Origin of the sequence: Shinella sp. WSC3-e (genome assembly GCF_945994535.1) — a bacterium.
GTDB lineage: Bacteria > Pseudomonadota > Alphaproteobacteria > Rhizobiales > Rhizobiaceae > Shinella > Shinella yambaruensis.
On the sequence record NZ_OZ000535.1, the window covers coordinates 302,496 to 322,848 of the forward strand.

Here is a 20,353-nt window from a genome sequence, read left to right on the forward strand (position 1 = left end):
GAGACACGCCGTGCAACAGAACCTCATGACCTCCCGGCGCTTCGCGCCGCTCTTCTGGACCCAGTTCCTGTCGGCCTTCAACGACAACTTCCTGAAGAACACGCTGGTCTTCCTCATTCTCGCGACGATGGCGGCGGAGGAGGCGGGATCGCTGGTAACGCTTGCCGGCGCCGTCTTCATGGCGCCGTTCCTGCTGTTCTCCGCCCTCGGTGGCGAGCTTGCCGACAAGTTCGACAAGGCCGTCATGGCCGAGCGGCTGAAGCGGGTGGAGCTCGCCGCCGCCGGCGTCGCGGTCGTCGGCCTCGCCTTCCACTCCGTCGCGGTGCTGATGGTGGCGCTCTTCCTCTTCGGCGTCATCTCCGCCTTGTTCGGCCCGGTCAAATACGGCATCCTGCCCGATCATCTGGAGCGCAGGGAGCTGCCGCGCGCCAATGCCTGGATCGAGGGCGCGACCTTCATCGCCATCCTCGGCGGCACGCTGGTCGCCGGCCTTGCCGCCGCCGACGGCGTCAACCCCTGGCTCTTCGGGCCGATGATGCTGGGCCTGGCGCTCGCCTGCTGGCTATCGAGCCGCTTCATCCCCCGCGTCGGCGCGAAGGCCCCGGACCTTGCCGTCGAGCGCAACGTCTTCCGCTCCACCGGCCGCCTCGTCAATGCGCTGCGCGGCGACAAGCGGCTGTGGCGCGCGGCGCTGATGGCCGCCTGGTTCTGGCTGGTCGGCGCCATCGTGCTCTCGCTGCTGCCGCCCATGGTGAAGGGCAATCTCGGTGGCAGCGAGACGGCCATCACCGCCTATCTCGCCGTCTTCGCCGTCGCCGTCGGCATCGGCTCGGCCATCGCCGCCTGGATGTCGGCCGGCCGCATCGTGCTCCTTCCGGCCCCGCTCGGCACGCTGATCATGGCGCTGTTCGGCCTCGATCTCGCCTGGAGCGTCGGCCATGCCGGCGCCGCCGCCCCGGCCGAAACGCTCGCCGCCTTCTTTTCCGGCCCCTATGCGATCCGCATCGCCATCGACCTTGCCGGCATGGCGATCGCCGGCGCCTTCCTCGTCGTGCCCACCTTCGCCGCGCTGCAGGCCTGGGCGGAGGAGGACCAGCGCTCCCGCGTCATCGGCGCGGCCAACGTGCTCTCCGCCGGCTTCATGACGGTCGGCGGCGGCCTCGTCGCGGCCCTGCAGGCGGCGGGCGCCTCGACGCCGATGCTGCTCGCCGGCCTCGCGCTCGCCAATATCGCCGCCGCCTGGATCATGCTGCGTACGCTACCGACCAATGCCTTCCGCGATTTCATCTCCATCCTCTTCCGCGCCTTCCTGCGGCTGGAGGTGGACGGCCTCGACAACCTGAAGAAGGCCGGCAAGGCGCCGATCATCGCGCTCAACCACGTCTCCTTCCTCGACGGCGCGCTGGCTTTGGCCCTCACCGACGAGGAGCCGACCTTCGCCGTCGACTACACCATCGCCAAGGCCTGGTGGGTGAAGCCCTTCCTCAAGATGTGCAACTTCCTGCCGCTCGACCCTTCCAAGCCGATGGCGACGCGCACGCTGATCAAGACGGTCAACAACGGCGAGCCGCTGGTCATCTTCCCGGAAGGCCGCATCACCGTCACGGGCGCGCTGATGAAGGTCTATGACGGCGCCGCCATGGTGGCCGACAAGACCGGCGCGATGGTCGTGCCCGTGCGCATCGACGGGCTGGAGAAGAGCTATTTCTCCCGCCTCTCCTCGCTGCATGTGCGCCGCCGGCTGTTCCCCAAGGTCAAGGTGACGATCCTGCCGCCGGTGCGCCTTTCCGTGCCGGCCGAGCTGAAGGGCCGCAAGCGCCGCATGGCGGCGGGCGCCGAGCTCTACCAGGTCATGTCCATGCTGATGTTCAGCACCACGGACACCGACACCACCGTGCTCGAAAAGGTCATCGAGACGGCGAAGGAACGCGGCATGCGGCGCCTTGCCGTGCAGGATCCCGTCACCGGCTCGCTCACCTATGGCAAGCTTTTGATCGGCGCCGCCGTGCTGGGCGCGAAATTCAGGGCGCTCTACCCGCAGGACAAGACCCTCGGCGTGCTGCTGCCCAACGCCAACGGCTCGGTCGCCACCCTCCTCGGCGTCATGTCCGCGGGCAAGGTGCCGGCCATGCTGAACTTCACGGCCGGCGCGACGAACATCCTCTCGGCCTGCAGGGCCGCCGAGGTGCGCCGCGTGCTCACCTCCCGCGCCTTCGTCACCCAGGCCAAGCTCGGCCCCGTCGTCGAGGAGCTGGCCAAGGCGGTGGAGATCGTCTGGCTGGACGACCTGCGCCAGACCATCGGCGTCAGGGACAAGGCGCTCGGTTTCCTGCGCAGGGGCCGGCCGCTCGCCAGGCGCAAGGCGGACGACCCGGCCGTCATCCTCTTCACCTCCGGCTCGGAGGGCACGCCGAAGGGCGTGGTGCTGACCCACCGCAACATCCTCTCCAACGCCGCGCAGGCCGCCTCCCGCATCGATTTCCATTCGGGCGACAAGGTGTTCAACATCCTGCCGGTCTTCCATTCCTTCGGGCTGACGGCGGGCACCATCCTGCCGCTCGTCTCCGGCGTGCCGGTCTATTTCTATCCCTCGCCGCTGCACTACCGGATCATCCCGGAGCTGATCTATTCCTCCAACGCCACCATCATCTTCGGCACGGACACCTTCCTCAACGGTTATGCCCGCACCGCGCATCCCTACGATTTCCGCTCGATCCGCTACTGCTTCGCCGGCGCCGAGCCGGTGCGCGCCACCACGCGCGCGCTCTACATGGAGAAGTTCGGCGTGCGCATCCTGGAAGGCTACGGCGTCACCGAGGCGGCCCCGGTCATCGCGCTCAACACGCCGATGTTCAACAAGGCCGGCAGCGTCGGCAAGATCATGCCCGGCATGGAATACCGGCTCGATCCCGTTCCCGGCGTCGAGGAAGGCGGCCGCCTCTTCGTGCGCGGCGCCAATGTCATGGCCGGCTATCTGCGCGCCGAAAACCCCGGCGTTCTGGAGCCGACGCCGGACGGCTGGCACGACACCGGCGACATCGTGACGGTCGACGAGGAGGGCTTCATCACCATCCGCGGCCGCGCCAAGCGCTTTGCCAAGATCGGCGGGGAAATGGTCTCGCTCGCCGCCGTCGAGGCGCTGGCCGGCGAACTCTGGCCGGGAAGGCTCTCCGTCGTCGTCTCCCTGCCGGATGCCAAGAAGGGCGAGCGCCTGGTCCTCCTCACCGACGCCCCCGACGCCACCCGCGCCGCCTTCCTGCGCTTCGCCAAGGAGAAGGGCGCGATGGACATGATGGTGCCTTCGGAGGTGACGGTCGGCCCGGTGCCGGTGCTCGGCTCCGGCAAGGTGGATTTCGTGACGGCGCAGAAGCTGCTGGCGGAACGGGCGAAGGCGGAAGCGGCGGCCTGAGGCTTCGGCGGTCGGGCCCAGCCCAGGCGGATTCCGGCAGAGAGATCCGCAACCCGCTCCGCCGTCATGGTCGGGCTTGCTGTAAAGCCCGACCATCCACAGGCCGCGGGTGCCGCGTGGATCCTCGGGGCAAGCCCGAGGATGACGCTGGTGGGTGAGGGGAGGGGCTTCGAAAACAGAACCGCCTCTTTACGGCGGTTAATCCACCACAAGCTCCCCCGCCGGCAAGCGATATTTCGGCAGCATGACAGGCGCCGGGCCGACGCGCAGCACGTTGACCAGCCGGTGGTTCGCCGGCAGCGCGAAACGCCGGCGCAGGGTCTCGGCGGCCCCGGGCACGTCGGCGAGAACCGCCATCGGCCAGCCGGCAAGGCCGAAGCGGGTGAAATCCAGCCAGAACCGATAGAAGGCCCGGCCCGTCGCGACCGGGCTTTCGCCTTGCGGGCGGTGGAACAGCAGGCAGGCCGCCGCGGTCATCGTCCTGCCGGCCTCGGAAACCAGCGTCCTGGCAAGGCCGAGGCGGTCGGCGAGGGCGAAGAGCGGCGAGGCGAGCACCGTGCCCGCCACGGCGCCCTCCAGCCGGCCCATGCGCAGGGCCTCGAGATTGAGGCCGTCGAGGGCATAGGCGGGGTGGCGCGGCGAAAGGCGCATCCAGAGGACGAGTTCGTCGCGGAAGGCGCGCCCGCGCATGACGGTCAGGCTCGCCTCGTCGTTGAGCGCGGCGATGAAGGCGAGGGTGTCCTTTCCGCCGGCGAAGGCCACGTCGTCCTTCCGCCCTGCCCAGCCCTCGAGGCTTGCCGGCGTCTCCGGCGGTGCGGGCGAGAAGGCGCCGCGCCAGGTGAAGCGTTTCTCCGTCCACGCGGCGAGCGGCGAGGGCGCCGCGTCCCCGCCCGGGGTGACGCGGGCGGCCAGCCGGTAGCCGGGGCGCCATTGGGCGTCTTCCGCCCAAAAATCCTCCACCGCGGCCCCGAGACCGCGCCCGGCGAGCGCCATCACCAGCCCCTCCAGCGCCGCGCCGCAGGAAAGGCCCATGTCGCGGTTCGTCGGATCGCCGACGGCGAGGCGCCGGGAAAGATCGGCGAGGACGAGGATGCGGCCCTCCGCGTCCAGCGCAAAGCGCGCCGGCTGGGTGTTGTGCGTGGAGGGCGCGCGGTTCGCCTCGGCGGCGAGGGTTGTCAGCATGGTGCGGTCGATCACAGCGTCCTCCCGAAAAGGTGCAGCCGGTGCAGCGGGCGGGCGCCGGCCTTTTCGGCCTGGCGCAGGCTCGCGGCATTGGCATCGGCGATCCAGGTGCCGCCGGCGGTCTCATAACCGGCGGCTTTCATTTCGCCGAGGATGTGGGCGAGCATCAGCGGGTTGAGGCCGCGGCCCTGATAGGCCGGCTTGACGCCCTGGAAGATGACGACGGCGCGGCGCCGCCGGAGGCGATGCTTGAGGAGATGCCAGGGCGCGGAAAGGCCGAGGCGCGACCCCATCGCCGTCAGCATCGGGTTGACATCGGGAATGGCGATGACCGCGCCCGCCGGCGCGCCGTCCTTTTCCGCGACGGCGGAGATGCGCGGGTCCATGATCCACTTCATCTCCTTCGCCTGGAATTCGTATTCCGCGCGGCTGACGGGCACGAACATCGGGTTGCCGGCAAAGCTCTCGTTGAGGATGAGCCGCGAATCCTCCAGTCGGCGGTCCAGCGTTTTCCGCCGGATCGGCGAGAAGGAGAAACCGTCGGCGCGCAGCGCCCGCATCTCCGCGCCGTCGAGAATGCCGCCGAGCGGCGCGGCGCGGATGTCGATCTCGAAGGTGGTCATGGGAAAGGACGGCGAGTAGCCGCGCTTTTCCAGAAGACGCGGCAGGTGCGGCGGTCCCCAGACCTGGTCCGTATAGGGCGCGTGCTCGAAGCCGCCGGTCATGATGCCGACCTGCTGCATGGCCGTGAGGTTGAAATTGCCGAGGATCTCGGAAAAGCCCCTCTGCCGCGCCCAATCCTCCGCCCGTTCGAGGAGGGCGGCGGCGACGCGTTCGTCGGCGGCGCAGTCGAAATAGCCGAAGTAGCCGCGTTTCAGGCCGAAGCGGGCATTGGCGGCGCGATGCACATGGGCGGTGATGCGGCCGCGCACCGCGCCGTTCTCATGGGCGGTGAAGACGGCGAAATCATCCGGCGCTTCGAAGAGCGGGTTCGTCCTTGCCGACAGGAAGCGCTTGAGGTCGCTCCGCATCGGCGAGACATAGGGCGTGCCCGCATAGACCGCGAAGGGCGCGGCGAAGAAGGCGTCGATATCGCCCTCACGGATCTCGATCATGCGTTCTCTCCGAAATCAGGAGCGCCATGCGCTGGACGACCTTCAGTTCCGCCTCGGCGCCCGGCGTGGCGGAGACGGAGGGCATGTTGAGCGCGATCAGCCGGAAGGGCTTTCGCGAGACCAGCATCACATGGGTCGCCTCGTATTTCTCGGTCAGCCAGGCGAGCTGCTCGGCGTCCGCTTCCGAAAGGCCGGATGTCTCCGTGGCGCGCAGCAGCGGGCGGGCGGCGGTGAGTTCCTTCAGGCCGGCAAGGTCGAGATCGGCGAGCTCCGCCTCCTCGAGCAGGAGCGCCCCCTCGACCAGCGGATGGTTCTGCAGCTCCTTCAGGAAGCCCAGCGTGTCGTCGATGCGGTCCTCGGCAAGGTGGCGGATGAGGCTCTGGCGGCGCTGCTCGGTTCTGAGGCCGATGCCGTCCTTCCAGATGACGCCGAGCAGCGCCGCCGCCGTGACGACGCTGGCGGTGCGGGCGAGCGCGGCGGCGTCAAGGTCGTTCTCGATGCCGATGGCAAGCGCGGCGATGAGGGCGACGGCGGTGAGGATGACGAAGGAGACGACCGTGTCGCGGTGGCCGACGGCGCGCTGGCCGAGGCTGATCAGCAGCCAGCAGAGGAAGAGGATGGCGAGACCGCCGAGCCGCACCGGCAGGTCCACATAAGCCGAGCGGAAATCCGTGACGAGCAGCGGCAGGATGAGCAGCAGCGACAGGGCGATGCGGTCCACCGCCTGGTTTTCCGCCCGGGAAAGGCTCTTTCGGTCGCGCGTGACGGCCATGTGGCCGGCGAGCGCGAAGGTGACGAGCTGGTAGAGGAAGAGGCCCACCAGCCGCCAGGGATCGGCAAGGGAGGCGGGCAGGAAGGCGAGGACGGCGAAGGCGGCCGCGCCGCCCGCGGCGATCCATTTGGTGAGGCGCGGGGCGTGGCGGCGCATCAGGCCCTCGGCGACGAGCACCGTGGCGAGCGGCACGAGGCCGGCGGCGATGATCGTCGCGGCCTCGAAGAGGAAGAGGCCGGTCCACCAGGCAAGGACGCGGCCGATCATCAGCGCGGCGAGCACCTTGAGGCCGAAGAGGAAGCGGCGCGTCAGCGGGCTTCCGGCATCGAAGGTGCGGATGGCGCGGATCAGCACGACGAGCCCCAGAAAGGCGGCGAGCGAGATGAACGTGTCGGCGACGGTCGGCGCGATCATGGCGCGGCGAGCCGGTTGAGGAAGCGCCGCACCAGGGGGCGCAGGAGCACGGCGATAAGGGCGCTCCGCGGACGCTCGACGCGGCCGGCATAAGGATTGAAGAACCAGCCGCGGCAATCGGCGCCGTGCTTCCTGCCGAGCACGGCGTTGATCGCCTCATAGGCCATCAGCATGCCCGTCGAGATGACCATGGGCGCGAAGGACATGCGGCTGCGCGTGCCGGCCACCACCTCGCCGGCAAGCTTGAGGTCGACATGGTGGCGGGAGGAGGAATGCACCATCACATGCTCCGCCTCGCGCAGGAAGGCCTGCGCGCGCTGGTCGGGCGTGAGCGCGTTCCAGGCGGTTCCCGTCGTCGGGTAGCCGAGGCGCTCCTCCGGCATCGGGTCCGCGGGGCGCGTCACATAGACGGAGGGCAGCGGCGCGGCATAGGCGTCGATCACCGTCTTTTCGTGGCGGCGGGCGGTGCGGTAGAGGAGCAGGCTCGCGCCGAGATCGTCCGTGCCGTTGATCACCACGTCGGCGCCGGACACGATTTCTTCCGCATGCTCCGTCCAGTCGGGGCCGAAGACGGTGATGGCGAGCGCGGGATTGATCTTGAGGCACAGGTCGCGCGTCGCCTCGGCCTTCGGCTGGCCGACCGTGTCGGTGAAGCAGAAGACCTGCCGGTTGAGGTTGGACACTTCGAAACGGTCGATATCGGCAAGCACCAGGCGGCCGATGCCGGCGCGCGCGAGGGCCTGGATGGCCGCGCCGCCCATGCCGCCGGTGCCGCAGATAAAGACGGTGGCGCCCTGCAGCCGGCGCTGCTCCGCCGCGCTGACGAAGCCGATGTTGCGGGTGGTGAAGGTCTCGTAGGAAAAGCTCATCGGGAAGGCCTCAGGATGCCCCATTGGCGGCGGCCGTCCGCCCAGTGCATGAGGGGCAGCACCAGCCGCTGCACGAGGATGACGAAGCTTGCCACCGCGAGCCGGCCGAGCGCATTGCGCGGCACGCTTTCGAGGAGGTAGCGCTGGGCGGCGTTGAGATCGAGCTGGCCGATCTGCAGGAGGTCGTCGCCGCGGTCGTAGTCGAGTTCGGCGGCGCAGAAATCGTTGTACTCGGCCTTGCGGTGTTTCGGCGCCGCCTCGAATGTCTTCTTCAGGTTGTCCGAGCCGCCGGTATAGGCATCGGTGATGACGAAGCGGTCGGCATCGAAGCCGGCGTCCTTGCCGACGCCGAAGACATGGCGATGGCCGGCCATGATCTCCGTCGCGATCAATTGCTGGCGCAGCGAGCGCCGCGCGCCGCGGGTGGGCGACGGAAAGACGTCGGAGAAGGTCTCGGCCACCATGCCGGCGACGGCGGGCACCTGGGTGACGTTGGAAATCCAGAGCGGGCGCAGCTGGTTGCGCAGGAAGAGCAGGAAGCAGGTGAGGCCGTAGAGCACCCAGGAAAGGCCCTGGCTTCGCACGGCGGGGTCGATCATGACGAGGCCGAGATGCAGCACCTCGACCGGCTTTCCCGACAGCGAGAGCGAGATGACCGGCAGCGCATTGAAGGCGACGGGCGTGCCGTCGGAAACGCGGTAGACGAGCGTGACGATGGTGCGCTGGAGCACGTCCTCGCGCTCGGAGAAGACGCCGTAGTCGAGATCGCCGCCCGGCACCGCCCGCCCCGCCACCTTGCGCAGCTCCGCCCGCAGCCCGGCGATCTCCCGCTCGCTCATCCACAGGCCGGGGAACTCGACGATCCGGGCGCGAAAATCGGACGAGGTCTTGAAATCGAGGTCGAGGCGCTTCTTCAGGACGACCGAGATGAGATTGTACAAGGGACCGATCCGATGAACGAGGGCACGCGCTGGCCGCGCAGTGTGGCGGCCGAGAGGTAAGATTTGGTTTAACGCGGCGGGTAGGTGGTTTGTAAGGGGGTATTGTGTGAAACGCATGGAGCGGGTGCACGGCTGCACCCCCCTCTGCCCTGCCGGGCATCTCCCCCACAAGGGGGAGATCGGCAGGAGGCAAGAGCCTTGCCCGATCGGCAACACTGGAGATGGGCGAAACGGTGCTCCATCCATTCTCCCCCCTTGAGGGGGAGATGCCCGGCAGGGCAGAGGGGGGTATCAGCGTGCACCACGCCCCTATCGGGCAGAACGCCCGCCTACCTCGACGCCCGCGCGAGGTTGCGGCCGAGGACGCCGAGGAAGATGGCGAAGAACCGCCTCGGCCCGTCCTCGGCCGCCGGCGTGAGGTCGCCGAAATGCGCGGCAAGGGACCGGTAGCAGGCGAGCCTGCCGGGGGCGACATAGGCGGGAGCCGCCGCGGGGGACTGGCGCAGGCAATACCAGTCGACGACGAGATCGAGGAGGGGGATGGCCTCCAGCAGGCCCGTATCGAGGCTGCCCGGCGGCGTGCCGTCCGCCATCAGCCGGGAGAGATCGGCGAGCGTCATGCGCCGCGCCATGTCCGCCATGTCCGCCGGCCACTCCTTCGGCAGGAAGCGGTGGACGACGAGGGCGCGCATGTGGCGGTGCAGGAAGTCGCCGTAGTCGCGGGCGGCGAGCGCCGGGTCCGGGGCATGGCCGGCACGGGCCTGCTCGGCCCGGTAGAGCGCGAGGAGATCGTCATCGAGCGGCGTTTCGGCAAGGGAGACGGTCTCGACGGACGGCGCCCCATCCCCCGTCCCGATCACGACGAAGCCGGCGGGAAAGGCGACGAGCGAGGGCACGGCGATGTTGACGAGGCGGCGGCCACCGGCATCGTGGCACGAGCGGGCCTCGACATGCAGGTGCCCGCTGAAATGCAGCGACAGGCCGGCGGCGGCAAGCGTTTCGGCGACGAGCGGCCGGGGCGTGCGCTTCGCGACGGTCGTTTCGCCGAAGAGCGCCCGCTCGCTGTCCGTCTCGTCCTCGAAGGGATCGAGCACGGGATAGTGGGAGAAGGCGAGGAGCGTCTTGCCCTTGCGCGCCGCCCGCGCCGCGACATCGGCGATCCAGGCGAGGAGATAGGGTTTGACGCGCAGGAGCGCGTTCCAGCCGGCATCGGAACTGTCGAGGAAGGCCTTCTTGCGGGCGATGTCGCGCCGGCCGTTGCGCGGCTCGAAGACATTGGCGTCGATCATCAGGAGCCACAGGCCGTCCTCCGGCTCGACCAGGTAGGAGGCGTCCATCAGCCGCCGCACGGTGCCGCCGTCGGCGGAGCGCAGGTCCTGCTCGCGCGCGGCGGGCGCGTCATCGGCGCCGAAGGGCGTTTCGAAAAGAAGGTCGCCGGGGCGGCGGAAATAGCCGAACTCGCCGAGCGCGCGGATGCCCGCCGGCACGCCGTCGCAATACATCTTCTCCGTCACGACCGGATGGCCCGGATCCTCCGCGGCCTTCTCCGCATCGCTCGTCACCAGCACCGTGCCGCCCCCGGCATGCACATAGCGGGTGTCGCGGTGCTTGCCGAGCGGGCCGAAGACGTCGTGGTTGCCCGGTGTGGCGTAGAAGTTGAGGCCGTGGCGGTCGCGATAGGCGGCAAGCAGCCGCACGAGGCTCGCCACCGTGCCGCGCTGGCCGTCGTCGGTATAGTCGCCGAGCAGGACGACGTGGCGGATGCCCATGGCGACGATCCGGTCGAGCGCCGCGGGGAGGGCGGTAAAACTCTCGTTGAAGACGCGGGTGGAGCGGACGGTGTCGGCGAAGGTGCGCACCGTCAGCCTGCGCCCGTTCACGACGATGCCGGGAAAATCGTAGTCGCCTTCGATATCGTGGAAATGGGCGTCCGCGATGACGGCGACGCGGGCCATGGGGCTCAGGCCCGCCTGCGGTAGAGGAAGTAGCGCTTGCTGTCGACGGTGGCGGGCAGCGCCAGGGGCTCCAGCGCCGCGTGGTCGAGCGGCAGGCCGCTGATGGCGATGCCGCCGGCGCCGAGCGCGCGGGCGACGATGTCGGGCAGCCAGGTCAGCGTGACCGCGTCCCTGTCGTCATAGCCGGTGCCGATATCGGCGTGGACGAGCGCGGCATCCGTGCCGGCAAAGGCCCTTGCCGTCTCGACGATCTCGCCGAGCACCAGGTCGCCCGGCGGCGGCGTGGAGGAGGAATGCGCGCCGAGCGCCCGGTCGAAGGCGACGATGCGCCGGCCGGGGAATTTCTCGCGCAGGTGATCGAAGGTCCGGCCGTTGCCGAGGCCGATCTCGAGGATCGCGCCGTCCTCTGGCAGGTGCAGGGCCTGCGCGACATGGTCGATGACGTCGCGCTGGGCGGACATGCGGCGGATGAAGCTTTCGAGGCGGCTCATGCGGGATCTCAGGCCTTGAGGATCGTGTCGGCGGCGATGCCGCGCCGGGCGAAGACGTTGCGCGTGTCGACGATCAGCGCGCCCCATTCGGCCAGCGCCGCATAGTCGACATCGTCATGGTCGGTAGCGATCAGGATCGCGTCGAAGGCGCGGATATCCGCCTCGTCCCAGGCGACCGACGGGCGACCGCGGAAGGCGCCGTATTCGCGGGTCGGCGGGATTTCCGGCACATGCGGATCGTAGTAGCTCGCCGCGCCGCCGCGCTCCTCGATCAGCTCGATCAGCTTCAGCGACGGGCTTTCGCGGATGTCGGGCACGTTCTTCTTGTAGGCAAGGCCGATCACCAGCACCTTCGAGCGGCTCAGCGCCTTGCCGGCGCGCCGGTCGAGCGCCTCGGCCAGCCTGCCCACCACATGGCGGGGCATGGAAGAGTTGATCTCGCCGGCGAGCTCGATGAAACGGGTCGGCAGCTCGTGGGCGCGCGAGGCCCAGGTGAGGTAGAAGGGATCGATCGGGATGCAATGGCCGCCGAGGCCCGGGCCGGGATAGAAGGGCATGTAGCCGAAGGGTTTTGAGCTTGCGGCGTCGATCACCTCCCAGATGTCGATGCCCATGGCCTCGTAGACGACCTTCAGCTCGTTCACCAGGGCGATGTTCACCGCGCGGAAAATGTTCTCCGTCAGCTTCACCGCTTCGGCCGTGGCGGTGGAGGAGACGGGTACGACCGTCTTGACCACCGCGCCGTAGAAGGCGGTGACGAGCGCCTGCGCCGCCGCGCCGTCGCCGGCGACGACCTTCGGGATGGTCGAGGTCTGGAACTGGCGGTTGCCGGGGTCCTCGCGCTCCGGCGAGAAGCCGAGGAAGAAATCCGTGCCGGACGTCAGGCCTCCGGCCTCCAGCGTGCGGCGCACCAGGCCGTCGGTCGTGCCGGGATAGGTGGTCGATTCCAGGACGACGAGCTGGCCGGGGCGCAGCGTCGCGGCGATGTCGCGGCAGGTCTGCTCCACATAGCGCATGTCGGGGTCGCGGTGGCGCGTCAGCGGCGTCGGCACGCAGATGGCGATGACGTCGCATGCGCCGAGCCGGGAGAAATCGCTCGTCGCGGCAAAGCGGCCGGCGCGGTGCTCGGCGGCAAGGATATCGCTCGGCACCGCCTCGATATAGCTGCGCCCGGCCTCGATCGCGGTGATCTTGCCGGGATCGGTGTCGAAACCCGTCACGGCAAAGCCGGCGCGGGCGGCGGTGATGGCGAGCGGCAGGCCGACATAGCCGAGGCCGATGACGCCGACGCGCGCTTCACGAGACGTTATTCGGGCCAGCAGCGTCTCGTGGGAAAGCAAGGCAGTTGGCATCGGCACTCCGCGCACATATACAGGACCGCGCGTTGAGATGGGAGAGTTTGGCCGGCCTGTCAACCCTTGCCGTCCGGCCTCGCCGGGCGCGCAGCATGGTGGGCCGCAAAGCCGTGCCGCGGCTCGCGGCGCCAGGGCGACGATGAGAAAGGGCCTGCGGGCGAGCATGAAGATCGCGTTCTACGCCCCGCTGAAATCGCCGGACCATGCCGTGCCCTCGGGCGACCGGCTGATGGCCCGCCAGCTTATGGACTGCCTGAGGCATGCCGGCCATGCGGTCACGCTCGCCTCGCAGCTGCGCGCCTTTTGCGGCGACAGCGACGATGCGGCGGCCTATGCCGCGCTCGGCGCGCGGGCGGCGGCGGAGGTCGAGCGGCTTTCGGCACTCTGGCGGGCGGAGCGCGTGCCGGACCTCTGGTTCTGCTACCATCCCTATTACAAGGCGCCGGACCTGATCGGCCCTCCGCTCTGCGAGCGCTTCGGCGTCGCCTATGCCACGGCGGAGGCCTCCTATTCCGGGCGCCGCAATGTCGGCATCTGGCGCGACATGCAGGCGCGGGTGCTGGAGGCGGTGCGCGGCGCGGCCGTCAATATCGGGCTCACCGCCCGCGACCGGGCGGGCCTTGCCGCCGCTGCGCCGGATGCGGTCATTGCGGCGCTGAAACCCTTCATCGACGCGGCGCCGTTCACCGGGCAGGCCGCACGGCCGGAGCCGGGCCACCTCGTCACCGTGGCGATGATGCGGGCCGGCGACAAGCTGGAGAGTTTTCGCGCGCTCTCTGCGGCGTTGCGACTGATCGAGGACCGGCCCTGGCGCCTTTCGGTGGTGGGCGACGGGCCGCTCAGGGCCGAGGTGGAGGCGCTGTTTTCCGGTTTTGGCGACGGGCGCATCACCTGGCTCGGGCAGAAGCCGCAGGCCGCGGTGGCGGAGGTCCTGGCCGGGGGCGCGCTCTATGTCTGGCCGGGCTGCGGCGAAGCCTATGGGCTCGCCTATCTGGAGGCCCAGGCCGCCGGCCTTCCGGTCGTCGCCTGGCAAACGGCGGGCGTTCCGGAAGTGGTCGAGGACGGCGAGACGGGGCGCCTTACCGCGCCGGGCGATCCCGCCGCCTATGCGGCGGCCATCGCGGCCCTCCTGGACGATACGGCGGAGCGCCGGCGCCTTGCGGAAAAGGCCCGCGCCCGCGTGCTGGCCGAGCATTCGCTGCCGGCCGCCGCCGCGGTGCTGGATGCCGTCCTGCGGAACACTGTTGGAGAGACGGGATGACGCTGCCTGCCTGCGCAAGACCCCTTACGGAGGAGATCGCCCGCCGGGCCGCGGCGGGCAGACCGCTCCGGCTGTGGCTGCGCGACGACGATGCGGTGGCGCCGACCGCGGCGCTCGACACGCTTCTGGCGCTGACCGCGCGCCACGCGGTACCCGTGCTCATCGCCGTCATCCCGGCCTTCACCGGCGCGGCGCTGGCGGTGCGGCTGGCCGAGGCCCCGCTGGCGCGCGTGGCGGTGCACGGCTGGGCGCATGAGAACCATGCGGGACCCGGCGAGAAGAGCCAGGAGCTCGGCGCCCACCGGCCGGCGGAGGCGGTGCTTGCCGAGCTCGGCCAAGGCTTCGAACGGCTTTCCGCGCTCCATGCCGGGCGCTTCGTGCCCATGCTGGTGCCGCCGTGGAACCGCATCGCGCCGGCCGTCGTCGACGGCCTGCCGTCCCTTGGCTTCAAGGTGCTCTCCGTCTTCGGCCCGGAAAAGCCCGCGCCGCTCGCCGTGTGCAACACCCATGTCGACATCATCGACTGGCGCGGCACGCGGGGTGCCCGGCCGGCCGAGGCGGTGATCGCCGATCTCGTGCGCGTCTCGCAGACCCATGACGGCCCGATCGGCCTCCTCACCCACCACCTCGTGCACGACACGGCGGCCTGGGCGCTGATGGCGCTGATTTTCGAGGCGACGGCCGGGCACGCGGGGTGCGTCTGGGAGCGTGCGGAGGATCTGGTCGGGTAGGGCGGCGGTTTGCGGGGGCCTCCTCCAGCGCCGCTTTGCCCTTCTGGCGCTGCTTGCAAGGGCGGTGGGTTGGCCGTGCAGGAAAGAAGCGAGGGCGCCATGACCACCCCCCTCTGCCCTGCCGGGCATCTCCCCCTCAAGGGGGGAGATCGGCAAGAGGTGAAAGCCTCGCTTCATCAGCAGCGCTGGAAAGGGCGAAACGGCTCTCCATCCAATCTCCCCCCTTGAGGGGGAGATGCCCGGCAGGGCAGAGGGGGGTGCCCGCCGCTTGTCGCGCCGCAGGAAACGACCCCCGCAAGTAACCCACCGTTCCTGCATTGCGCTACATGCCCAGATCGCAGCCTTCGCAGGCAGCGAGCGGATGATCACAGAAATATGAAGGCGCAAGAGCGTGGCGAAGGCGGCTAGTCCCTTGTTTCTGCCGCAATTCCTTGGCAAATCCAGCCGGCGCCGCAAGGTGCTTCGCTGCTTCGCGGAACGGGGTCCTCCCGCCGCAACGGCGGAAAATCCGGCAACGTAACGCCTTTGCAGCGCGCGAAAAGGCTTTCGGAAAAGGATGAGGAAAGAGGCCGCACGCAGCAGCCGTCCTGTCGGCCCGAAAGGGACGTTCAGGAGATGCCGGCAGTAAAGGCCGACGGAGCGGTCCTCAGTGCGCGGTGGCGAGCCGTTCGCCCATCACGCGCATGGTTTCGGCCATGCTGCGGGGGCAGGACGAGAGGACCTTGAGGAAGCAGTCCTTGCGGATGCGCAGTGCTTCCACGACCGTGGAGGCCTTGACGGTGGCATTGCGGGTCGTGCCGCAAAGGATGGCGATCTCGCCGACGACCGAGCAGCTGCCGGTCGATGCGATCTTCTCGTCTCCCGAGGGCCCTTCCTTGTAGACGTCGACGACGCCCGAAAGGACGACATAGGCGGCGTCGCCCTCATCGCCCTGGTGGAAGAGTTCCTGGCCTTCACGGTAGCTCACCCGGTCCGAAGCGAAGGCGAGCAGTTTCAGCTTGCCTGCATCGATGCCCGAGAACAGCGGGACCCGTCGTAACATCTGCACTTCGTCGTTCAAGATCATAACAGTCAACCGCCTCGAATTCCGGTTATCTGATCACTTCATACCAGTCATGCTATCAGTTGCTTGTATACCGTACCGCTTTCGACGATCGTGTCGTAGGTTCCGTCTTCCACCAAACTTCCGCCATCAAAAGCAAGCACCCTTTTAAAGTGTTTTGCAAGCGGGGTATTTGACAAAACCCAGACAACAGCCGGATTATCACCGCTCTTGGCCAGGAACGCAAGGGCGGCCTCCACGATGTGCTCCTGCAGGTGGTGGTCGACGCCCGAGAACGCACGGTTGAAGATGTAGTAGTCCGAGCGGCGGATGAGGGCGCGGGCCAGGCCCAGCTTCAGGCGCTGCAGGTTGTTCAATCGCCGGCCGCCGGCCCCGATATTCGATTCCAACCCCAGCGCCATCAACGCGCGGTAGAGTTCCGGCCGCTTGGCCAGAAGCTCCCCGCCGATCTCCCTCAGCTTGGAAATCGCGTCGCTGAAGCGATGGTTGAGCTTGCCGAACACGATATTGTCCACCAGCGTTCCCGATGTCAGATAGGCATCCGGATTGTAACGTTCAATGTGGGCCTGGAGTTCGACCGGCAGGTTCGCGTGGAACTGGTGGCGCACCTCGACGATCTTGCGCATCAGCTTCTCGTCGAGCACGCCGAAACGGTGCCGCGGCTCGACATAGAAGAAGCTGAGCTTGATCAGCGCGATCCGGTCCTCCTCGCTCGGTGCGGCATTGTGCCGCAGCTTCTGCAGCAGGTGCTGATAGGTCGGGATCTCCTCCGCCCGCATGAAGGTCAGCTGCTCGAAGAACGGGTGGTCGGGCGGCAGGTCCTTGAAGAGTTCCACCGTGCTCTCGGCGATGGCCTTGCCCATTTCGAACAGCGCCGTGCCGAGGCCGCTCTCGCGCATGATGTTGCGGAAATAGGGCGTCTTGACGATCGCCTTGGTGGAGGCCTTCGGGTCGGGCATCATGCCGAAGAACAGGTTCTCGGCGACCGGCGCCTCGGTGTTGTACTCGTTGTCGCGGAACGGCACGATGAGGCTGTTGAGGTCGCGGCGGTCCAGCTCCTCGCGCAGGTCATGGCGCATCTCGACGATCTGGGCGGCGACGTCCGGGTCGTTGTTGACCGCGATCGAGGAATGCAGCGCCAGCTGCAGCACGTCGTCGGACAGTTCCACCACGTCCAGCACGGCCATCATCGCGCCGAAGAGCCCGTCCTTGCCGTTGGCATTGAGCGTGGCGAGGTCGATCCAGTTGCCGTTGAGGTCGAAGTCCGGATTGCCGGAGCGGCGCGCCTCCAGCACGTCCCATTTGCGCTGGTCGGCGGCCTGGCCCTTGTAGGCGGCCGGCTCGATCGGCGCGTGCTTGAGGCCGTAGAGCAGGTTGTCCTTCAGGCTGCCGTGGAAGAAATAGGCCTCGGGCGAGGCATAGGAGATGCGCCGGCCGGTCACCGCCTCCGGCAGGGCGAAGAGGTCGTCGTCGCCCGCCGTCACCTTGCCGCCGGCCGGCCAGACGACGCGCGCCAGCGCCTCGGCGAGGCGATCGCCGCCGCTGGCCGCCGTGCCGATGATGGCGACGGTCTCGCCGGGGGCGATCTTCACCGTCACATGCTCCAAGGCCCGCCCGCCGATATCGTCGTCGACCAGCAGGTTCGTGGTGCTGAGCGGATGGTGCAGCACCGGCTCGTTCCCCGCGTCGATGGCCTGGATCTCGGGCGCGATCATCTCGTCGGCCTCGAACTGCTCGACGACCTGCTCGTATTTGACCTGCACGTCCTGGCGCACCAGCTCCCAGTCGATCAGCTCCTTCAGCGGGCCGGGCAGTTCCTTGTAGGCGTTGATGACGGCGACGAGCTGGCCGACGTCCAGCTTGCCGACGATCGTGAGGTAGCCGCCGATGCAGTAGAACAGGAACGGCGTCAGCTGGGCGAGGAAGTTGTTGAGGAACTTGACCAGGAATTTCCACTGGTAGATGTCGTAGCGGATCTTGAAGATGCGGCCGAGGCGGGCGGCGATGTCGGCGCGCTCGTAGTTGGAGGTGTCGTAGGCGTGGATCGTGCCGATGCCGTCGACGATCTCCGCCACGCGGCCGGCGAGTTGGCGGGCGGTGAGCTGGCGCTCGCGGCCGAGCTCGATGAGCCGGCGGCGCATGCGCGGGATGATGCCGACCTGGATGGCGGCCATGGCGAAGGCGATGAAGCCGAGCCAGAAATGCTGGATGAAGATGAAGACCAGCGCCGTCAGCGCCTGGCCGCCGAGCAGCGCCGGCTGCACGAAGGCATCCGCGGTGAAGCCGCCGAGCGGCTCCACCTCGTCCTTGACCATCGAGGAGACCTCGCCGGCCTTGATGTGCTTGAAGTAGCGCGGCGGGAAGCGAAGGATGCGGTCGACCAGCTCGTAGCGGATGCGCCGCAGCAGCCGCTCGCCGAGACGCCCCTTGTAGGTGTTGATGAAATACTTGAACAGGCCGTTGATGATGACGAGCACGAGGAACGTCAGGCTGAGGGCGAGCAGCGAGGGCATGCGCTCCAGCGGCAGGCCGGCGAAAAGCTCGACATGGCCGAAGAACGGCAGGTCGAAGGCGATCGGCATGAAGAGCTGGGTATTGCCGGGCTGCTCGAACCCCGTTCCCTGGATCGGGCCGTTGACGATCTGCTTGGGCAGATCGAAGGCCATGTAGTAGGGGATCATGGACAGGGCGACGATCAGCAGGATGAAGAGCTGCTGCGGCCGGGTGTGATCCCAAATGTACCGGGCGAGACTTTTTTCCATGAAGAGCTTCTGTGCGTGAACGGCCGCTGTCGCGTGTGAAGATTATAAGACAGCCGCAATACCGCAAGAGCTAGGAAGTCACCCGCCGTTTTAGTAGGTCCCTCAGGATTTTCGCGGTACGATTGGCGCCATCCAGTTGCAAAACAGGCACATTTTTCTCCGTCCCGGCCTCTTCGGCCCGCAAGATTGCGTCCGCCAGCGTTTCCCCGGAAAGAATGTCCTCGCGCAGCACGACCGCCCGGCCGAGCCGTTCCAGCCGCTCGGCGCGCGCCGTCTGCTCGCTCTCGCCGCCCGAGGCGAAGGGCACCAGCACCGCGCCGCAGCCGGCCTGCAGCACGTCGCAGACCGTGTTGTAGCCGGCCTGCGAGACCGAGAGCCTTGCCGCCGCCAGCAGGTTGCGGAAGTCGGTGCGGAAGCGCACGAGATCGACATGCGCGGGGCGCGCGGCGGACAGCCGCGCGAAATCGGCCTGCGGCAGGTTGGGACCGGTGATGACCAGCCAGCGGCCGCTGCCGGTGCGACGGCCGGATGCCGCGAGCGCGGCCTCCACGAGGCCGGCGCCCACCGCCCCGCCGCCGGCCGAGACGACGACGTCGTAGCGTTCCGCGGCGGGTCCTGCCGCCGGGCTGCCGACGAGGCCGGTATAGACCACGCGTCCGGCAATGGCATCGGCTAGCGGAAAGGTGTCCTCCAGGCGCACGAAGGCGGGGTCGCCATGCACGAGAACCCCGTCGAAATGGCGCAGCACGAGGTCGATCGTCTCCTCGTCGCGGCCCGGCTTGGCGCGCTCCTGCAGGATGTCGCGCAGCGAGGTGAGGAGGAGGGGACGCGGCGTGCTCGCTTCGATCGCCGCGATCAGCGGCAGGAGCTCGAAGCGCACCTGGCGGCGGCCGAAGGGGAAGGCCTCGACGATGACGATGTCGGGCCGCATGGCGTGATAGGCGGCGAGCAGCCGGTCGCGCCGCGCGGCCTTGAAGACCTCGTCGATGACCGTGCCGTTCGCGTCGACGAGCGCGGAAAAACCGCCGTCGCCCACCGCGATGGCCGGCAGGGCGACATGGTCGATGCCGGGGCCGGGAAAGCCGTCGACCGGCATGCCGCCGGTGACGAGGGTGACGGCAAAGCCGTCGTCGACGAGCGCGCGCACGATGCGGCTGGCGCGGGCGAGATGGCCGATGCCGAGCAGGTGCTGGACGTAGAAGAGGACGCGCGGGCCGCTCATCGGCGGGCTCCGGTCGTAAATAGCGCCTTCAGCTGCGCGATGCTGGTATGGTGGTCGAAGCTCCCGCGCACCTTCGCCTCGGCGGCCGCGCCGAGCCTGTGGCGAAGGGCGGGATCGCGGATCGCCCGCTCCAGCGCGCGGGAAAACGCCGCCGCATCCTCGGAGGGCACGAGCAGGCCGTTCTCCTCGGTCTCGAAAAGCTCGGGAATGCCGGAAATGTCGGTCGCCACGCAGGCGAGCTGCTGGCTTGCCGCCTCCACCAGCACGTTCGGCAGGCCGTCGCGGTCGCCGTCCGGCGTGATGCGGCAGGCGAGCGCGAAGATATCGGCGCGGCGATAGGCGGCGAGCACGTCCTTCTGGTCGACCGCGCCGAGCCAGGTGATCTTTTGCGCGATGCCGAGTTCGTCGGCGAGTTTTTGCAGCTTCGCCCGCTCCCCGCCGTCGCCGGCATGGACGAAACGCCACTGCAAATCCCCGGGAAGCCGGGCGAGAGCCTCCAGCAGGACGTCATAGCCTTTCTTCGGCACCGCGCGCCCGACGCTGATGATGGTGACGGGATTTTCCGGGTCGGAGCCGTCGCGGGGCGGGCGGGGGTTTGCGGCCCCGGCGCAGTCGCAGGCTTCCGGATGCGGGGCGTGGCGTGCGTCACCCCCCTCTGGCCTGCCGGCCATCTCCCCCTCCGACGTTGCCGATTGAGCAAGGGTTTCACTCCCAGCCAATCTCCCCCCCTGAGGGGGAGATGGCCGGCAGGCCAGAGGGGGGTAGGCCCCGTCCTCCAGCGGCGGAAAGCGGTCGAGATCGAGGCCGTGGT

Annotated in this window: 14 protein-coding genes and 1 pseudogene; 3 read left to right on the top strand and 12 right to left on the bottom strand. The window is 68.7% G+C overall.

What is annotated here, in order from left to right:
• Positions 1–10: 10 nt before the first annotated feature.
• Positions 11–3,409, top strand: coding sequence for an acyl-[ACP]--phospholipid O-acyltransferase (locus AABF56_RS33730; protein WP_272808981.1), 3,399 nt, complete (start codon positions 11–13; stop codon positions 3,407–3,409).
• Between the two features lie 198 nt (positions 3,410–3,607).
• Here the strand turns inward: AABF56_RS33730 and AABF56_RS33735 are convergent, their stop codons facing one another.
• The 8 genes from AABF56_RS33735 to AABF56_RS33770 all read right to left on the bottom strand — a co-directional run bounded on the left by AABF56_RS33735 (position 3,608) and on the right by AABF56_RS33770 (position 12,500).
• A complete protein-coding gene (locus AABF56_RS33735) occupies positions 3,608–4,606 on the bottom strand; it encodes a hypothetical protein (RefSeq protein WP_272808982.1) in 999 nt (332 codons plus the stop codon).
• The gene (locus AABF56_RS33740; RefSeq protein WP_272808983.1) at positions 4,603–5,706 is read right to left on the bottom strand and encodes a GNAT family N-acetyltransferase; all 1,104 of its coding nucleotides are present in this window, start codon (positions 5,704–5,706) and stop codon (positions 4,603–4,605) included. Before AABF56_RS33740 ends, AABF56_RS33735 begins: the two co-directional genes overlap by 4 nt.
• Complete coding sequence (locus AABF56_RS33745; protein ID WP_272808984.1) at positions 5,690–6,892, bottom strand: hypothetical protein; 1,203 nt, start codon at positions 6,890–6,892, stop codon at positions 5,690–5,692. The genes AABF56_RS33740 and AABF56_RS33745 overlap by 17 nt, the downstream gene beginning before the upstream one ends.
• Entirely contained in the window at positions 6,889–7,761 is an 873-nt protein-coding gene (locus AABF56_RS33750) for a ThiF family adenylyltransferase (RefSeq protein ID WP_272808985.1), read from the bottom strand. Before AABF56_RS33750 ends, AABF56_RS33745 begins: the two co-directional genes overlap by 4 nt.
• Positions 7,758–8,702, bottom strand: coding sequence for a hypothetical protein (locus AABF56_RS33755; protein ID WP_272808986.1), 945 nt, complete (start codon positions 8,700–8,702; stop codon positions 7,758–7,760). Before AABF56_RS33755 ends, AABF56_RS33750 begins: the two co-directional genes overlap by 4 nt.
• 329 nt (positions 8,703–9,031) lie before the next feature.
• The gene (locus tag AABF56_RS33760; RefSeq protein WP_272808987.1) at positions 9,032–10,657 is read right to left on the bottom strand and encodes a metallophosphoesterase family protein; all 1,626 of its coding nucleotides are present in this window, start codon (positions 10,655–10,657) and stop codon (positions 9,032–9,034) included.
• 5 nt (positions 10,658–10,662) lie between these two features.
• Positions 10,663–11,148 carry a class I SAM-dependent methyltransferase gene (locus AABF56_RS33765; RefSeq protein WP_272808988.1) on the bottom strand — a complete coding sequence of 162 codons (486 nt, stop codon included), beginning with the start codon at positions 11,146–11,148 and terminating at the stop codon, positions 10,663–10,665.
• An 8-nt stretch (positions 11,149–11,156) separates the two neighbouring features.
• Positions 11,157–12,500, bottom strand: a complete 1,344-nt coding sequence (locus AABF56_RS33770) for a nucleotide sugar dehydrogenase (protein ID WP_272808989.1) — start codon at positions 12,498–12,500, stop codon at positions 11,157–11,159.
• A 166-nt stretch (positions 12,501–12,666) separates the two neighbouring features.
• On the opposite strand from AABF56_RS33770, the gene AABF56_RS33775 reads away from it, so the two are divergent.
• Both AABF56_RS33775 and AABF56_RS33780 read left to right on the top strand, forming a co-directional pair.
• Positions 12,667–13,764, top strand: coding sequence for a glycosyltransferase family 4 protein (locus AABF56_RS33775; protein WP_272809012.1), 1,098 nt, complete (start codon positions 12,667–12,669; stop codon positions 13,762–13,764).
• Positions 13,761–14,495 carry a polysaccharide deacetylase family protein gene (locus tag AABF56_RS33780; RefSeq protein WP_272808990.1) on the top strand — a complete coding sequence of 245 codons (735 nt, stop codon included), beginning with the start codon at positions 13,761–13,763 and terminating at the stop codon, positions 14,493–14,495. The genes AABF56_RS33775 and AABF56_RS33780 overlap by 4 nt, the downstream gene beginning before the upstream one ends.
• A gap of 646 nt (positions 14,496–15,141) precedes the next feature.
• Here the strand turns inward: AABF56_RS33780 and AABF56_RS33785 are convergent.
• From AABF56_RS33785 to AABF56_RS37850, 4 genes and pseudogenes are all read right to left on the bottom strand, one after another.
• The gene (locus tag AABF56_RS33785) at positions 15,142–15,561 is read right to left on the bottom strand and encodes a cyclic nucleotide-binding domain-containing protein (protein WP_023512973.1); all 420 of its coding nucleotides are present in this window, start codon (positions 15,559–15,561) and stop codon (positions 15,142–15,144) included.
• Positions 15,562–15,608: 47 nt separating this feature from the next.
• Positions 15,609–18,320, bottom strand: a complete 2,712-nt coding sequence (locus AABF56_RS33790) for an ABC transporter transmembrane domain-containing protein (RefSeq protein WP_272808991.1) — start codon at positions 18,318–18,320, stop codon at positions 15,609–15,611.
• Between the two features lie 70 nt (positions 18,321–18,390).
• Entirely contained in the window at positions 18,391–19,542 is a 1,152-nt protein-coding gene (locus tag AABF56_RS33795; RefSeq protein WP_272808992.1) for a glycosyltransferase family protein, read from the bottom strand.
• Positions 19,539–20,219 (bottom strand): annotated as a pseudogene (locus AABF56_RS37850) (glycosyltransferase); the annotation flags it as partial. The gene AABF56_RS33795 and the pseudogene AABF56_RS37850, both read right to left, overlap by 4 nt.
• Between the last annotated feature and the right edge of the window lie 134 nt (positions 20,220–20,353).

Excerpts from the sequence above, each read along its gene's own strand:
- AABF56_RS33740 (WP_272808983.1), bottom strand. The coding sequence starts at position 5,706 with ATGATCGAGATCCGTGAGGGCGATATCGACGCCTTCTTCGCCGCGCCC.
- AABF56_RS33745 (WP_272808984.1), bottom strand. The coding sequence starts at position 6,892 with ATGATCGCGCCGACCGTCGCCGACACGTTCATCTCGCTCGCCGCCTTT.
- AABF56_RS33750 (WP_272808985.1), bottom strand. The coding sequence starts at position 7,761 with ATGAGCTTTTCCTACGAGACCTTCACCACCCGCAACATCGGCTTCGTC.
- AABF56_RS33760 (WP_272808987.1), bottom strand. The coding sequence starts at position 10,657 with ATGGCCCGCGTCGCCGTCATCGCGGACGCCCATTTCCACGATATCGAA.
- AABF56_RS33765 (WP_272808988.1), bottom strand. The coding sequence starts at position 11,148 with ATGAGCCGCCTCGAAAGCTTCATCCGCCGCATGTCCGCCCAGCGCGAC.
- AABF56_RS33770 (WP_272808989.1), bottom strand. The coding sequence starts at position 12,500 with ATGCCAACTGCCTTGCTTTCCCACGAGACGCTGCTGGCCCGAATAACG.
- AABF56_RS33775 (WP_272809012.1), top strand. The coding sequence starts at position 12,667 with ATGAAGATCGCGTTCTACGCCCCGCTGAAATCGCCGGACCATGCCGTG.
- AABF56_RS33780 (WP_272808990.1), top strand. The coding sequence starts at position 13,761 with ATGACGCTGCCTGCCTGCGCAAGACCCCTTACGGAGGAGATCGCCCGC.
- AABF56_RS33785 (WP_023512973.1), bottom strand. The coding sequence starts at position 15,561 with ATGATCTTGAACGACGAAGTGCAGATGTTACGACGGGTCCCGCTGTTC.
- AABF56_RS33790 (WP_272808991.1), bottom strand. The coding sequence starts at position 18,320 with ATGGAAAAAAGTCTCGCCCGGTACATTTGGGATCACACCCGGCCGCAG.
- AABF56_RS33795 (WP_272808992.1), bottom strand. The coding sequence starts at position 19,542 with ATGAGCGGCCCGCGCGTCCTCTTCTACGTCCAGCACCTGCTCGGCATC.